We start from the raw sequence: 13,396 nt of genomic DNA, 5'->3' as shown, positions 1-13,396 counted from the left end.
GGTGTGAGTGATGATGGAAGGAACGGACAGGTGACTGTCCCTTTTTGTCCTTGCATGTCCTTGTAGAAAGGCTTCTCATGGCACCGCGCATCCTGCTGGCCCGGCACGGACAGACCGAGTGGTCGCTGTCCGGAAAGCACACCGGCAGGACGGACATCCCGCTCCTCGAAGAGGGCAGGCGCGGCGCGAAACTCCTGGGCCAGCGGCTGCACCGGGCGCCCTACGACGGCCTCCCCGGAGTCGAGGTGCGCACCAGCCCGCTGTCCCGCGCGCGTGAGACGTGCGAGCTCGCCGGGTTCGGCGACCGGGCCGCCGAGTGGGACGCGCTGATGGAGTTCGACTACGGGGCGTACGACGGACTGACGCCCGCCGACATCCAGGCCCTGCGCCCCGGGTGGTTCATCTGGCGGGACGGCGTCCCGGACGGCGAGACGCTGGCGCAGGTGTCCGCGCGCGCCGACGAGGTCGTCGCCTGGGCCCGCGAGGCCGACCGGGACGTCCTCGTCTTCGCCCACGGCCACATCCTGCGCGTGATCGGCGCCCGCTGGCTCGGCTACGACATCGAGTTCGCGTCCCGCATCCGCCTCAACCCGACGTCCCTCTCGGTCCTGGGCTGGGCCTATGGCGAGCCCGCCCTGGAGTCCTGGAACGAGACCGGCCACCTCGCCGGATGACCGTCACTCACGCGCGCGTGGACGCTGCCGTCACGCACGCGCGCGTGCCGCGTGCTGCTCCAGGAAGCCCGTCACCTCGGTGGCACGCCGGTGCGGAAGGAGCAGCCGGGCGGTGGTCGCGAGCATGCACGCGATCCGCGACGACTGGACCTCGTCCAGGAGGGCGAGGACCCGCAGGCCCGCCGCCGCGGCCTCGTCCGGGCGGCCCGCGCGGGCCAGGTCGTCGGCGAGCTCGGCGGTGTACAGCGCGATGTTGCGCGTGAACTCCGGCGTCTGCTCCGCCGCCACGCCCGCCGCGCGCTGTGCGTGCCGGGCCGCGCGCTCCCACTGCCCGAGCGCCGACCAGCACTGCGCCTCCAGGCCGGCCAGCTCCGCGGCGCCGTAGAAGGTCATCCACTCCGGGTCGGTCTCGGCCGGGCCGCGGTCGAACAGGGCGTGCGCGCGGGTGAGCGCCTGGCGGCAGCCGGTGTGGTCGCCGAGCCCGGCCCAGCCGCCCGCCTCGCGCAGTGCGAGCAGGGAGAGGAACCGGGGCGACTCCAGGCGCCGCGCGGCCCGCGCCGCGGCCTGCGCCGCCCGCACCGCCTCCCGGGGTCGGCCCGCGTCCCTGGCCAGGAACGCCGTGTTGCAGAACGCGTGCGCCTCCAGGGCGGGGTCCCCGGCCATCCGGGCCGTCGCGAGGGCCTCCGCGTAGTGCGAGCGGGCGTCGTCGAAGCGGCCGGAGTCGTGCGCGAGCCAGCCGACGGAGATGGCGAGCTCGCCCGCGCCGGAGTACAGCCGGGCGGTCGCCGCCTGCCCGCCCTGCCGGGTGGTGCCCGCGTCGAGCAGGGCGTAGGCGGTGCGCAGCGGGGCGGCCGCCCGCTGGTAGAGGCCGTCGGCGCCGTGCCGGTCGTCGAGCAGGCGGATCTCGCGGACGGCCTCCTCGACGGCGTTCACCTCGTGCTCGTCCGCCGCGCGGAACCGGCGCGGCTCGCGGGCGCGGGCCTCGGCGGCGCCCGGCGGGAGCCCGACGGCGCCCAGGGAGGCGACGGCCACGGTGGCCGTGCCGCTGGTCATGAATGCGCGACGCCGCACGTCGCTCTCCTCGGTGCTGAAGGTGTTGTCGCTGTCACTGGCACGCGGGTACCTCGGGTCGTGGTCGTCATGCGGGCCGCCGGTGGCCTCCCCGCGCGCGTCCCCGGCGGCCCGCGCCCCCCGGCCCCGGACGGCCGCGCGCGGCGCGAAGCCCAGGTCCGTCAGCGTCCGGCCGGGGAACATGTGCAGGAACACCCGTTCGTACGCGTAGTTGGGGCACCGGATCTCACCCGCCTCCACGCGGCCGACGTACCGCGCGTCGCAGCTGACCCGCTCGCCGATCTCGCGCGCGGCCCGCCGCACCGCCGCCGCGAACTCGCCCGGGGAGCGCTGCCCGCGCAGCTGCCGGAACGCGACGTTCGGACGCGGAGGCGGAGTTGACGATGCCGATGACGACGACGCCATGCCGGATCCTCTCGCTGGAGACCGTGCTGGACCGTGGCACGCCGACCCGCGCCGTCGGCCGCCGGTACGCCGGTCGGCGCCGACCGGCGCCGACCGGTGCGAACGTGTTCCGGCTCGGTCCGGCATGTTCCGGCTTGTCCCGGCGGAGCATGAACGTACCGGCTGTGAACCGGCCACCACGCGGAGTTTGGCTACAAACCGGATATCTCACCCGTGATCTGCCATGAACTGCCATCCTTTGCGGCGGCGTGGCGCCGTAGCCGTTGACGCGTCGGCGCGTTGAACCATGCGGAGAGGGAGCGACGCCGCTTCCGCCCTGGCGAGGAGGTTCCCTTGTTGGAGTTCGGCATGGAGAACAGTGAATCCGGGGGCGCGCTGACGACGGCCGGGCATCGGCCGAGCCAGGACCGCAGCGCGGGACCCGGCGGTGGCCTTGACGGTTACAGGGACTCCGACGGTCACGAGGAGTGCGATCTCGTGACCGTTCCCGCGCGTCAGGGGCTTGAGGCCGTCGACATCCTGCGCCGGGGCTCCGGCGAGGAGGCCGTGGGGCCCGTTCTGCATGACGGCGGGTGCGACACCCTGGGGTTTCTCGTGCCGCCCGGCACGGCGGACGGGTGGGACCTGCCTGGGAGCGCTTGTACGCAGACCTTCGGTCGGGGGATTGCCCTTGCCCGCGACCCGGATCCGGTGCCCGCTCCGCCCGTCGCCGGGACGGGGTGGCTCGTGCCGCCCGGGGAGACGGACCCCGTGACCGATCCCGCTGTGCTGCGGGCCGCGCTGGGGGAGGCCGCTCGCATGATCGAGGCCGCGGACAACTGCCGTTGAGGGGCGGCGTGGGTATAGGGGGCTGCGCCCCTTGCCCCGCCTTTTGCCGCTGCGCGGCTCGTCCTCAAGCGCCGGACGGGCTGTCATCGTCCCGCCTCGAACTCGGCCGTCGGGCGGGTGTTCGGTTCGGCGTTGATAATGGGGGTGTGGCACGGAATCGGCGGGGACGGTCGGCGCGGGAAGCACTCGTCGAGGAAGTTGACGGAGGGCTTGCCGAGCTGATGCCCGACCGGGAGCGGGCCCGGGGGTGGACCCTGCTCGTCGACGGCGCGCCGCAGTCGCACGTCGATCTCGACGACCCCGCGCACCTCGACTTCGAGTACCAGCGCCGGATCGGCCACATCATCGACCTCGTCGCCCCGCCCGGACGGCCCCTGCACGTGCTGCACCTCGGCGGCGGCGCCCTCACCCTCGCCCGGTACGTCGCCGCGACCCGGCCCCGCTCCACCCAGCAGGTCGTCGAGCGCGACACCGCCCTCGTCCAACTCGTCCGCCGCGCCCTGCCCCTCGACCCCGGCGCCCGCATACGCATACGCGGCACCGACGCCCGCGAAGGGCTCGCGAAGACCCCCGACGGCTGGGCCGACCTCGTCATAGCCGACGTGTTCAGCGGCGCCCGCACCCCCGCCCACCTCACCACCGCCGAATTCCTCGGCGACGTCCGCAGGGCCCTGAAACCCACCGGCTGGTACGCCGCCAACCTCGCCGACGGCCCCCCGCTCGCCTATCTGCGCGGCCAACTCGCCACCGCCGCCACCGTCTTCCCCGAACTCGCCCTCGTCGCCGACCCCGCCGTCCTGCGCGGCAGACGCTTCGGCAACGCCGTGCTCCTCGGCGCCGGACACCCCCTGCCCATCGCCGAACTCACCCGGCGCAGCGCCGGTGACCCGCACCCGGCCCGGGTCGAACACGGGCCCGCGCTCGGCGCCTTCAGCGGCGGCGCGGCGGTCGTCAGGGACGCGGGCGCGGTGGCCTCGCCCGCGCCGCCGTCGTCGGTGTTCCGCTGACGGCCGGAATCCGTTACGTACACCGGAGTTCAGTACGTATTGATGTCCACCCTCGGCGCGTGGTCGTGCCACGTGCAGAACACCGAGACGCGGTCCGCGCCCGAGGTGTACTCCACCCGGATCCACGTCGGCGCCTTCCACACCTGCATCGACCAGCCCGCCGCCGGTGACGCCGACACGAGCGTCGCGGAGGACCTGCCCAGGTCGAAGACGACGCGGCCGCCCTCGGTGGTGTAGCCCTTGACGCTGCCGGACCGGGGCGGCGAGGCGGAGTTCTCGGGCCGGTCGCCCCGCGGGTGGTCCGGGGAAGGGCGTTGCGGGCTCTTCGTGCCGCGATCCGGGGTCTTCGTCGGGTCGGGGTGCTTCGACCCGGACGGCTCGCCGGACTTCTCCGGCGGGCTCGGGGTCGGCTCCGGGCGGTGCGTGGACGACGACCGCGGCAGCGCCGACCGGTCGCCGGACACCAGGGGCAGCGCGCGCGGCGGATCGTACGCCGTGCCCGCCATCACCGTGCGCACGCCCCACCACGACAGCGTGACCGCCGCGCCCGTGGCGAGCGACCACGCGATGGTGTGTACGAGACCTCTGCGCATCGCGGGCCATAGTGCACCACCCGCCGTGCCCAGGGCCAGGAGGCACCCGTGTCCCCCGAATGGCGTACGGTGCCGCCCATGGCAAGTGTGCTCGTCGTCGAGGACGACCAGTTCGTACGCTCGGCCCTCATCCGGCATCTCACCGACGCCTCCCACACGGTACGGAGCGTCGGCACCGCCCTGGAGGCGCTGCGCGAGGTCGCGCATTTCCGGTTCGACCTGGTCATCCTGGACCTCGGGCTGCCCGACCTCGACGGGGCCGAGGCGCTGAAGATGCTGCGCGGCATCACCGACGTACCCGTCATCATCGCGACCGCGCGCGACGACGAGGCGGAGATCGTGCGGCTCCTCAACGACGGCGCCGACGACTATCTGACCAAGCCGTTCTCCGTCGAGCACCTGTCCGCGCGCATGGCCGCCGTGCTGCGGCGCTCCCGCGGCTCCGGATCCGGCAACGGCGAGGCGACCCCCCGGCCCGTGCTCCAGGTCGGCGGCCTCACCGTCGACCCGCTGCGCCGCCAGGCCCAGCTGGACGGCGCCCGGCTCGACCTGACCCGGCGGGAGTTCGACCTGCTCGCCTTCCTCGCCGGGCGGCCCGGCGTCGTCGTACCGCGCAAGGAACTCCTCGCCGAGGTCTGGCAGCAGAGCTACGGCGACGACCAGACCATCGACGTCCATCTGTCCTGGCTGCGCAGGAAATTGGGTGAAACCGCCGCCAACCCCCGCTATCTGCACACCCTGCGGGGCGTCGGAGTGAAGCTGGAGCCACCGCTGTGACCCGCGCCCGGCGGGCGGGAGCCGCGCCGTGAGGTGGGCGCTCGTGCGGGTGTGCCTGGCCGTCACCACGATGGTCGTGGCCGCGTTCGCCATCCCGCTGGGCCTCGTCATCCAGGAGATGGCCCGCGACCGCGCCTTCTCGGCCGCCGAACGGCACGCCGCGGGCATGGGCCCGACCCTCTCCATCACCACCGACCGCACCCAGCTCGACCGGGCCGTCGCCAGCTCCGAGGCCGGCGGCGACGGGCGGATGGCTGTGCACGTGCCCGCCGTCGGCGAGCAGCCGCCGCTCAGGATCGGCGAACGCCGCGCCGCCGCCCGCGACGTGGCCGCCACCCGGGCCGAGGGGCGGGCCAGGACCACGGACGTGCCCGGCGGCTCCGCGCTGCTCCAGCCCTTCGGCCTCAGCTCGGGCGAGATCGCCGTGGTCGAGATCTTCGTGCCGGAGAGCGAGGTCAGCAACGGCGTGACCACGGCGTGGCTGGTCCTCGCGGGCGTCGGCGTGGCGCTCATCATCGGATCTGTCGCGGTCGCCGACCGCCTCGGCGTCCGCATGGTCCAGCCCGCCCGGCGGCTCGTGGGCGCCGCGCACGACCTCGGCGAGGGCAAGCTCGCCGCGCGGGTGCCGGAGGACGGGCCGACCGAACTGCGGCTCGCCGCCGTGGCGTTCAACTCCATGGCCGACCAGGTCGTCCAGCTCCTCGCCAACGAGCGGGAACTGGCGGCCGACCTCTCCCACCGCCTGCGCACCCCCCTGACCGTGCTGCGCCTCAACGCCGCCTCGCTGGGCGAAGGCCCCGCCGCCGAGCAGACCCGCGTCGCCGTCGAACGCCTCGAACGCGAGGTCGACACCATCATCCGTACGGCACGGGACGCGAAGCCGCAGACGGCGGCCGGCGTGCACATCGGGCCCGGCGCCGGGTGCGACGCCGCCGAGGTGATCCGCGAACGCATGGAGTTCTGGTCGGCGCTCGCCGAGGACGAGGGGCGCGAGGCGCGGGTCGCCGGGGTGGAGCAGCCGGTGTGGATCCCGGTGGCCCGGGCGGACCTGGTCGCCGTGGTGGACGCCCTGCTCGGCAACGTCTTCCGGCACACGCGGGAGGGCGCGGCCTTCGCCGTGGACGTGCACAGCGGGGAGGACGCGGTGATCGTGCTCGTCTCCGACGCGGGAGGCGGGATCGCCGACCCGCGGGCGGCGCTGGCCCGGGGCAACTCGGGCGCGTCGTCGGGCTCGACCGGCCTCGGCCTCGACATCGTCCGCCGCCTCGCGGAGTCCACCGGTGGGGATGTGCGCATCGGCCGCTCGGTCCTCGGCGGTACGGAGGTGCGCCTCTGGATCCAGCGGGATCCGCGTCGGCCCGCGGCCGGGGGGCGGGGGCGGCGGGGGGCCGTGCGGAGGCGGAGGCGGGTGCGGGCGGAGCAGGGGGCGAGGTCCGGGTCGGACTGACGTCTCCCGGCCGCGGCCTGACCTTTCCCGGCCGCGGCGCCTGACCTTTCCCGGCCTCGGCCTCGGGCCTTGATCCCGGTCCGGGGCGGACCAACCTTTCCCGACCCCGATCCCACTCTTAAGCCAACCCTAAGATCGCCAACCTCGGTCCGGGAAGCCCCTTTTGTCGCCTCAGGCGGGACTAACGTGCGAGCGGTCCCACCCCCCCCCGCACCCCCGAAGAGGCAGGCCCCATGAGCACCCACCGTCGCAGGATCACCGGCAGGCAGAAGGCGATCGGCGTCGTCGTCACGGCGGCCGTCGTCGGTGGCGGTGCCTTCCTGTTGTCCGGCACGGCCCAGGCGGCCTCCGTCGGTGCCGCGTACAGCAGGACCAGCGACTGGTCGGGCGGTTACACCGCGCAGTACGTCGTCAGGAACAGCTCCGGCGAGGCCAAGGCCGACTGGACCCTGGAGTTCGACCTGCCCGCGGGCGCGAAGCTCAGCTCGCTGTGGAACGCCGAGCACAAGGTCGACGGGCGCCGCGTCACCGTCACCCCGCCCAAGTGGGACAAGGAGCTGGCGCCCGGCGAGTCCCTGACGGTCGGCTTCGTCGTGTCCGGCGCCGCGGACCCGGTCAAGTGCCTGATCAACGACGCCAAGTGCGCGGCCGACGACGGGGCGGCCCCGCAGCCCTCCGGCCGCCCCACCGAGAAGCCCACCCAGGACCCGACCGGGAAGCCCACGGACAAGCCCACCGCCAAGCCGACGAAGCCGACGAAGCCGACGGGCAAGCCCACCCCGACCCCCACCCCGAGCGAGGGCACCGGAACCAAGGGCGCCGCCAAGTTCGCCCCCTTCGTCGACACCTCCCTCGCCCCGGCCTACGACCTCCTCGACACCGCCGCGAAGACCGGCGTGAAGGAGTTCAACCTGGCCTTCGTCACCTCCGGCGGCGGCTGCGAACCCCTGTGGGGCGGCAGCACCGCGCTCGGCGACGACAAGGTCGCCGCCCAGATAGGTGATCTGCGCGCCAAGGGCGGTGACGTCCGCGTGTCCTTCGGTGGCGCGGCCGGCTCCGAACTCGGCCTGCGCTGCGACAGCGCGGGCGCGCTCGCCAAGGCGTACGGCAAGGTCATCGACACGTACAAGCTCACCAAGGTCGACTTCGACATCGAGGGCGCGGCCCTGCCCGACACCGCCGCCAACTCCCGCCGCGCGCAGGCCATCGCCGCCCTCCAGAAGGACCGCCCGGGGCTCGACGTGTCCTTCACGCTGCCGGTGATGCCCGAGGGCCTGACCCAGCCGGGCGTCGACCTGCTCGCCGACGCGAAGAAGAACGGCGTGAGGATCGGCGCCGTGAACATCATGGCCATGGACTACGGACCGGCCTACAGCGACGACATGGGCACCTACGCCACCCAGGCGGCGACCGCGACCCAGGCGCAGATCAAGGGCGTGCTCGGCCTGTCGGACGCACAGGCCTGGAAGACCGTCGCGGTCACCCCGATGATCGGCGTCAACGACGTCACCACGGAGATCTTCAAGGTCGACGACGCCACCCAGCTGGTGAAGTTCGCCCAGGACAAGGGAATCGGCTGGCTGTCGATGTGGTCGTCGACACGCGACAAGGCCTGCGCGGGCGGCGACAACTCCGTCCAGCCGACGTGCTCGTCGATCGCGCAGGACCCGCTGGCGTTCACGAAGGCGTTCGCCGCCTACAAGTAGCCACCGAGAAGCGGCCTCCCACAGCCACCGCATCCCCCCACACGCGCCCCGGCCGGCACCTTCCCCCCACCCGGCCGGGGCGCACCCCTTTTTGCCCGCCGGGTCACTCCTCGGCCGCGCGCAGCTCCCCGCTCGCCGCCACCTTCGCGTACCAGTGCGCGCTCGACTTCGGCGTCCGCTCCTGCGTCTCGTAGTCGACGTACACCGCCCCGAACCGCTTGCTGTAGCCGTACGCCCACTCGAAGTTGTCCATCAGAGACCAGAGGAAGTAACCGCGCACGTCGGCGCCCGCGAGGATCGCCTCGTGCACGGCGGCGAGGTGGCCGTGCAGATAGCGGATCCGGTCGGGGTCGTGGACCTGGCCGCCCGCGCCGGGCTTGTCGTCGTACGCCGCGCCGTTCTCCGTCACGAAAAGGGGAACCCCGGGGGCCTGAGCGGTGTACTCAAGGAGAAGGTCCTTCAGGCCGGTGGGGTCCACCGGCCAGTCCATGGCGGTGAGTTCACCGGGCGCCCGGTGGAAGGAGACGGAGTCGGCGCCCGGCCAGGGGGAGTGGTCGGCGGCGCCGTGCCCGTCGAGGCGCGGTCCGTCCGCGTGCGGTGCGGCCGACACGACAGCGGGGGAGTAGTAGTTGATGCCGAGGAAGTCCAGCGGCTGCCGGGCGGTGGCCAGGTCGCGGTCGCGCACGAAGGACCAGTCCGTGATCCGCGCGGTGTCGGCGAGCAGATCGTCGTCGTACGTCCCGCGGAGCATGGGACCGGTGAAGACGCGGTTGGCGAGCGCGTCGATGCGGCGCCGGGCGTCGAGATCCGCGGCGGACGGGGTCAGCGGGCGCACGGCGCTCGGGTTGAGGCAGACGCCGACCTGGGCGCGGGTCGGCAGCGCCGCGCGCAGCGCGCGGGCGCCCAGGCCGTGGGCGAGGTTGAGGTGATGCGCCGCGCGCAGGGCGGCCTCGGGGTCGGTGCGGCCGGGCGCGTGCACGCCCGAGCCATAGCCGAGGAACGCGCTGCACCAGGGCTCGTTGAGGGTCGCCCACAGCTCCACGCGGTCGCCGAGCGCCCCGGCGACGATGCCCGCGTACTCCTCGAAGCGGTAGGCGGTGTCCCGCTCCGGCCAGCCGCCGCCCGCCGGGGAGCCGCTGGGGAAGGCCGACTCCAGCTCCTGGGGCAGGTCCCAGTGGTAGAGCGTGACCATCGGCGTGATGCCGTGCGCCAGCAGCTCGTCGACGAGCGCCCGGTAGAAGTCGAGCCCGCGCTGCACGGCGGGCCCGCGCCCGGTCGGCTGCACCCGCGGCCACGACACCGAGAAGCGGTACGCGCCGATCCCGAGGTCGGCCATCAGCCGCACGTCGTCGCGCCACCGATGGAAGTGGTCGCAGGCCACGTCCCCGGTGTCCCCGCCGAGCACCTTGCCCGGCGTATGGCTGAAGGTGTCCCAGATCGACGGCGTCCTGCCGTCCTCCCGCACCGCCCCCTCGATCTGGTACGCGGCGGTGGCGGCGCCCCACACAAAGGAGGCCGGGAATCGCAGGTTCGCGTGGGTCATGGAAGCGCTCCCATGGGTCGTACGGAAAGGACAGGTGAGGGTGGGGCACGCGGGATATGGCGATCAGCCCTTGACGGCGCCCTGCATGATGCCGCCCACGATCTGCTTGCCGAACAGGACGAAGGCGATGAGCAGCGGCAGCGTGCCGAGCAGCGCGCCCGCCATGATCACGGACTGGTCGGGGATCTGGCCGCGGCCGAGCCCGGCGAGGGCCACCTGCACGGTGGGTTCGCCGCCCTGTGTCAGCGCGATGATGGGCCAGAAGAAGTCGTTCCAGGCCATGACGAAGGTCAGCATGCCGAGGACGGCCATGGCGGGCCGGGCCGCGGGGAACACCACGTGCCAGATCAGCCGCAGACTGCTGGCCCCGTCGACCCGGGCGGCCTCGATCACCTCGGTGGGCAGGGCCTCGATGAGGTACTGCCGCATGAAGAACACCCCGAAGGCGCTCACGAGCGTCGGCAGGATCACCGACTGCAGCTGATCGGTCCAGCCGAACTCCGCCACCATCATGAACAGCGGTACGACACTCAGCTGCGGCGGCACCATCATCGTGCCGATCACGAGCAGCAGCAGGAGCCCCCGGAAGCGGAACCGCAGCTTGGCGAAGGCGAAGCCCGCGAGGGTGGAGAAGAGCACGGTGCCCACGGTGATGGTGCCCGCCACCACCAGGGTGTTGAGCAGGGCCGTGCCCATGTTGGCGTCGGTCCAGGCGATCTCCAGGTTCTTGAAGAGGTTCCCGCCGAACCAGAAGGGCGGGGGCGTCTCGGCGAGCCGCGTGTTGTTGCGGGACGCGGCGATCGCCGTCCACACCAGGGGGAAGAGGGAGCCGACGGTGAACAGGATCAGTACGGCGTAGGCCAGCTTGCCGCCGTGCAGTTGGCGTCCGGCGCCGCGTTTCTTGAGGCTTGCCACGTCATCCCCTCACGCGCTTCTGCGGATCCAGCGGCTGATCGCCCAGTTGAGCAGGCCGATCAGGACGAGAATGAGGAACATGGTCCAGGCGATCGCCGAGGACCGGCCCAGGTGCTGGTTGAACCAGCCCTGTTCGTAGAGATAGAGACCGAGCGTCTGGAACTGGTGGTCGGAGCCGCCGGTGGGGCTCGCGCCCTGGCTGAAGAGCAGCGGCTCGCCGAAGAGCTGGGTCGCCCCGATCGTCGACACCACGCAGGTGAACAGGATCGTCGGCCGCAGCGAGGGAATCGTGACGTGCCGGAACTGCTGCCAGCGGCTCGCGCCGTCAAGCGCCGCCGACTCGTACAGATCGTTGGGGATGGCCTGCATCGCGGCCAGATAGATCAGCGCGTTGTAGCCGGTCCACCGCCAGATGACGATCGAGGACACGGCGAACTGCGCGGTCCAGTCGCCGTTCTGCCAGTCCACGGCGTCGACGCCGACGAGCCCGAGCGCCCAGTTGATCATGCCGTGGTCGGTGCGGCTGAACATCAGCACGAAGACGAGCGTCGCCGCGGCCACGGAGGTGGCGTAGGGGGTGAGGATCGCGACGCGGAAGAACATGGAGCCGCGCAGCCGGTAGTGCAGCAGATGGGCGAGGCCGAGGGCCATCAGGAGCTGCGGCACGGTCGAGATGAGGCCGATGGTGAAGGTGTTGCGCAGCGCGTTCCAGAAGAAGTCGTCCTCCAGGAGCCGCGAGAAGTTGCGCAGCCCCACCCACTCCATGTCCGTGGGCGTGCCCAGCTCCACCCGGTGCAGCGAGGCCCACCCCGTGTAGAGCAGCGGGAAGAGCCCGAAGGCGATGAAGAAGAGGAAGAACGGCGCGATGAGGGCGTAGGGACTCCACTTCATGTCCCAGCGGTAGCGGCGGCTGCGCCGGGCCCGGCGGCGCTCGGCCGCCGGGTCGGCGAGCAGCGCCACGGACCGCGCGCGGGGGGCCGCGCCCTCCTCCCCCGTGGAGGGCGCGGCGGTACGGGTGTCGCTCGGGATGTCGGTCACCGGATGATCACTGGTCCAGTGCGTTGTCGATCGTCTTCACTGCCTTGTCCCAGGCCCCGTCGGGAGACGTGCCCTTCTGGTCGACGCCGAGCATCCCGGTGTCGGCCAGGTACTGGGAGATGATCCCGTCCTTGGGGCCGATGGGCTGGACCGGCACGCCCTCGGCGGCCTTGGCGAAGATCTGTCCGACCGGGGCGTCGCCGAAGTAGGCGTTCTTGGCGTCCTTCACCTCGGGCAGGGTGTACGCGGCCTCGGCGCTCGGGAAGCTGGCCCGCTTGTCGAACAGCTTGGCCTGCTGCTTCGGTGCGGTCAGCCAGGCGACGAGCTTGGCGGCCTCCTCCTTGTTCTTGCCCGCCTCGGGCACGGTCAGGAAGGAGCCGCCCCAGTTGCTGGGCTTGGGCGCGGCGGCGACGTCCCACTGGTCCTCGCCCTTGTCGCCCGCCTTGTCCTTGATGTAGCCGAGCATCCAGGGCGGGCAGGTCACGGTGGCGAAGGAGGCGTTGGAGAAGGCCTGGTCCCAACTGGGCTGGAACTGCTGGAGCTTCGCGGTGAGCCCGGCCTCGGCGAACTCGGCCGCTAGGTCCCAGCCCTCCTTGACGCCCGCGCTGTCCTTGTAGACAAGATCGCCCTCGGCGTCGTAGAACTTCTCCTTGCCGGAGCCGTGCACGGCGGCCATCACGCCGGTGGCGCCGTCGACGAAGGCGGTGCCCTCGGGCGCCTTCTCCTTGAACCGCTTGCCCGCCTCCAGGTACTTGTTCCAGTCTCCGGCCCAGAGCTTGCCGACCTCCTCTCGGTCCGTGGGCAGCCCGGCCTTCTTGAAGAGGTCCTTGCGGTAGCAGATGCCGGTCGGCCCGATGTCGGTGCCGAGGCCGATGGTCTTGCCGTCGTCGGTGGTGCCCTGCTGCCACTTCCAGTCGAGGTAGGCGCCCTTGTCGACGCCCTTGGTCCTGCCGAGGTCCACCAGCTTGCCGGAGTGGGTGCCGGTCAGCTCGGCGATGTTGCCGACCTCGACGGCCTGGATGTCGGAGAGGCCGCTGCCGCTGCTGAGGTGGGTGAGCAGGGCGGGCCAGTAGTTCTCGTTGCGCTGTACGGAGTTCTGCTTGATGTCGATGTCCGGGTTGAGCTCCTCGTACTCCTCGTAGAGCCCGGCCTCCTGCAGGCCGAAGGCGCCGAACACCCCGACGGTCAGGGTTGTCTTGCCCTTTCCGCCCCCGCCGTCCCCGCCGCCCCCCGAGGAACCGCCGGGCTCGTCGGAGTCCTCCGCGCAGCCGGCGAGCAGTCCGGCGGCGAGAGCGGTGGCGGCCGCGAGGACCACGGCCGTGCGGGACGTTCGAGTCCTGTAGCGCATTGCGTCCTCCTGGTCCCAGACGTACCGAAAGCCGGTCAACTCTC

At 72.5% G+C, this 13,396-nt stretch carries 12 protein-coding genes; 6 read left to right on the top strand and 6 right to left on the bottom strand.

Features of this window, described 5'->3' with window-relative positions; all coding sequences use genetic code 11:
• Positions 1-77 precede the first annotated feature (77 nt).
• A complete protein-coding gene (locus tag AB6L24_RS38765; protein WP_405664080.1) occupies positions 78-674 on the top strand; it encodes a histidine phosphatase family protein in 597 nt (198 codons plus the stop codon).
• A 30-nt stretch (positions 675-704) separates the two neighbouring features.
• On the opposite strand, the gene AB6L24_RS38760 is transcribed toward AB6L24_RS38765, so the two are convergent.
• Entirely contained in the window at positions 705-2,150 is a 1,446-nt protein-coding gene (locus AB6L24_RS38760) for a tetratricopeptide repeat protein (protein ID WP_405664077.1), read from the bottom strand.
• Positions 2,151-2,486: 336 nt separating this feature from the next.
• Here AB6L24_RS38760 and AB6L24_RS38755 point away from each other — a divergent pair, with 336 nt between their 5' ends.
• The gene (locus AB6L24_RS38755) at positions 2,487-2,978 is read left to right on the top strand and encodes a hypothetical protein (RefSeq protein ID WP_405664075.1); all 492 of its coding nucleotides are present in this window, start codon (positions 2,487-2,489) and stop codon (positions 2,976-2,978) included.
• Positions 2,979-3,124: 146 nt separating this feature from the next.
• Positions 3,125-3,985, top strand: a complete 861-nt coding sequence (locus AB6L24_RS38750) for a spermidine synthase (protein ID WP_405664073.1) — start codon at positions 3,125-3,127, stop codon at positions 3,983-3,985.
• A 29-nt stretch (positions 3,986-4,014) separates the two neighbouring features.
• Here AB6L24_RS38750 and AB6L24_RS38745 read toward each other — a convergent pair whose 3' ends face one another.
• Complete coding sequence (locus tag AB6L24_RS38745; protein ID WP_405664071.1) at positions 4,015-4,578, bottom strand: hypothetical protein; 564 nt, start codon at positions 4,576-4,578, stop codon at positions 4,015-4,017.
• Between the two features lie 78 nt (positions 4,579-4,656).
• Here AB6L24_RS38745 and AB6L24_RS38740 point away from each other — a divergent pair, with 78 nt between their 5' ends.
• The 3 genes from AB6L24_RS38740 (at position 4,657) to AB6L24_RS38730 (ending at position 8,508) form a co-directional block, all read left to right on the top strand.
• Positions 4,657-5,355: a response regulator transcription factor gene (locus AB6L24_RS38740; RefSeq protein WP_030360014.1), complete on the top strand. Its 699-nt coding sequence runs from the start codon at positions 4,657-4,659 to the stop codon at positions 5,353-5,355.
• Positions 5,356-5,383: 28 nt separating this feature from the next.
• The gene (locus AB6L24_RS38735; RefSeq protein ID WP_405664067.1) at positions 5,384-6,802 is read left to right on the top strand and encodes a sensor histidine kinase; all 1,419 of its coding nucleotides are present in this window, start codon (positions 5,384-5,386) and stop codon (positions 6,800-6,802) included.
• A gap of 233 nt (positions 6,803-7,035) precedes the next feature.
• The gene (locus AB6L24_RS38730) at positions 7,036-8,508 is read left to right on the top strand and encodes a cellulose binding domain-containing protein (RefSeq protein ID WP_405664064.1); all 1,473 of its coding nucleotides are present in this window, start codon (positions 7,036-7,038) and stop codon (positions 8,506-8,508) included.
• A gap of 103 nt (positions 8,509-8,611) precedes the next feature.
• Here AB6L24_RS38730 and AB6L24_RS38725 read toward each other — a convergent pair whose 3' ends face one another.
• The 4 genes from AB6L24_RS38725 to AB6L24_RS38710 all read right to left on the bottom strand — a co-directional run bounded on the left by AB6L24_RS38725 (position 8,612) and on the right by AB6L24_RS38710 (position 13,352).
• Complete coding sequence (locus AB6L24_RS38725; protein WP_405664061.1) at positions 8,612-10,051, bottom strand: GH1 family beta-glucosidase; 1,440 nt, start codon at positions 10,049-10,051, stop codon at positions 8,612-8,614.
• 63 nt (positions 10,052-10,114) lie between these two features.
• The gene (locus AB6L24_RS38720) at positions 10,115-10,966 is read right to left on the bottom strand and encodes a carbohydrate ABC transporter permease (RefSeq protein WP_405664058.1); all 852 of its coding nucleotides are present in this window, start codon (positions 10,964-10,966) and stop codon (positions 10,115-10,117) included.
• 9 nt (positions 10,967-10,975) lie between these two features.
• Positions 10,976-12,004, bottom strand: a complete 1,029-nt coding sequence (locus tag AB6L24_RS38715) for a carbohydrate ABC transporter permease (RefSeq protein ID WP_087884218.1) — start codon at positions 12,002-12,004, stop codon at positions 10,976-10,978.
• Positions 12,005-12,011: 7 nt separating this feature from the next.
• Positions 12,012-13,352 carry an ABC transporter substrate-binding protein gene (locus AB6L24_RS38710; RefSeq protein WP_405664056.1) on the bottom strand — a complete coding sequence of 447 codons (1,341 nt, stop codon included), beginning with the start codon at positions 13,350-13,352 and terminating at the stop codon, positions 12,012-12,014.
• Positions 13,353-13,396 lie beyond the last annotated feature (44 nt).

Origin of the sequence: Streptomyces sp. RK9 (genome assembly GCF_045070545.1) — a bacterium.
Classification (GTDB): Bacteria; Actinomycetota; Actinomycetes; order Streptomycetales; family Streptomycetaceae; genus Streptomyces; species Streptomyces alboflavus.
Note: the sequence above shows the minus strand (reverse complement) of the source record. Positions and strands in the feature narration are given on the sequence as shown.